Here is a 1,269-nt window from a genome sequence, read left to right as displayed (position 1 = left end):
TGAGGTTCCCCCCGTAGCACGGACAGCTGGGGTGAGATGGGTCAGGTGGTCGGGCTCGAGGTTCGGTGTCGTTCCTCGTAGTCCATCGGGCTCAGCATTTCGAGGCTGGAATGCCTTCTGAACGGGTTATACCAGCACTCCGTCCATTCAAACACTGCGGCGGCGAGCTCGGCTCTTGTTTGCCACTTTCTCGTGTCGAGGAGTTCGAGCTGCATCGACCCCCAGAACGACTCCATCATGGCATTATCGTAACAATCGCCGACCGTGCCCATCGAACCGAGGAGCCCTGCGTCCCGGAGCCGTTTCCCGAACGTCCACGACGTGAACTGCGTTCCATGGTCTGAGTGCAGGATCGTGGTATCTGTTGCGGGCTTCCTGCGGGCTACCGCGGCGGCCATGGCATCGACCACGAGTTCGGTCGTCTGGCGGATGTCAATGGAATGGCCGATGATACGTCGGGAAAAGCAGTCCAGCACGGCCGCGCAGTACAACTTCCCCTCTTCGGTCGGATGCTCGGTGATGTCGGTGACCCACAGCAGGTCGGGTGCGTCGACGTCGAACGCCCGCTTGACCCGGTCCTCCTCGGTGGGCTCGTTGACCAGGTTCCGGCGCCCCTTGCGCCGATATATCCCCTGGATCCCGGCTTCCCGCATGAGCCGTTCGACCCGTTTGCGGTTCACTCGCTCGCCCCGTCCGAGCGTCAACTCGGCGTGTACCCGTGGTGAGCCATAGCTTCGCCGCGATTCCTCGTGGACCTCTTTAATGACTTTCACCAGCTCGGTATTGCGTTGCTCCCGGATCGAGGCGGGCCTGCCGAGCCAGTCGGTGTAACCGGACCGGGAAACCCCTAACACTCGACAGGCCACCGCGACGGGAACGTCGTTACCGGCAAGCTCATGGACCAGCGAGTACCTTATTTTGGGAGCATGTTCTCGCGAGCGAAGTACGCCGCCGCCCGCTTGAGGATTTCGTTCTCCAGCTCCAGTTGCCGAGCCTTTCGACGCAGCTCGGCCAGCTCTTTCCGCTCGCCGGCGCTCAAGCCGTCGAGGTGACCTTCTTCGATGGCGGCCTGACGGATCCAGTTACTCAGGCACGACTGACTGATGCCCAAGCTCCTGGCCAGCGCGGTGACCGACTTGTCGCCGGTTCGGGCAAGCTCGACGGCGCGGCGCCGGAACTCCGGCGGGTGAGGTGGTGGCACGAGACACTCCTTCCCAAGTTGATCAAGGTCAACTCAGATCGGGTGTCCGTGCTACCGGGGGAAGCTCA

At 62.5% G+C, this 1,269-nt stretch carries 2 protein-coding genes; both read right to left on the bottom strand.

Going from position 1 to position 1,269, the window contains the following annotated elements:
* Window positions 1-41: 41 nt before the first annotated feature.
* Window positions 42-905: an IS3 family transposase gene (locus tag IE99_RS0128465; protein WP_245623379.1), complete on the bottom strand. Its 864-nt coding sequence runs from the start codon at window positions 903-905 to the stop codon at window positions 42-44.
* A gap of 8 nt (window positions 906-913) precedes the next feature.
* Window positions 914-1,201 carry a transposase gene (locus IE99_RS0128460; protein ID WP_030177478.1) on the bottom strand — a complete coding sequence of 96 codons (288 nt, stop codon included), beginning with the start codon at window positions 1,199-1,201 and terminating at the stop codon, window positions 914-916.
* Between the last annotated feature and the right edge of the window lie 68 nt (window positions 1,202-1,269).

Origin of the sequence: Spirillospora albida (assembly GCF_000718255.1) — a bacterium.
Classification (GTDB): Bacteria; Actinomycetota; Actinomycetes; order Streptosporangiales; family Streptosporangiaceae; genus Spirillospora; species Spirillospora albida.
The sequence above is the reverse complement of the archived record's forward strand: the minus strand, read 5'-3'. Positions and strand labels throughout refer to the sequence as shown.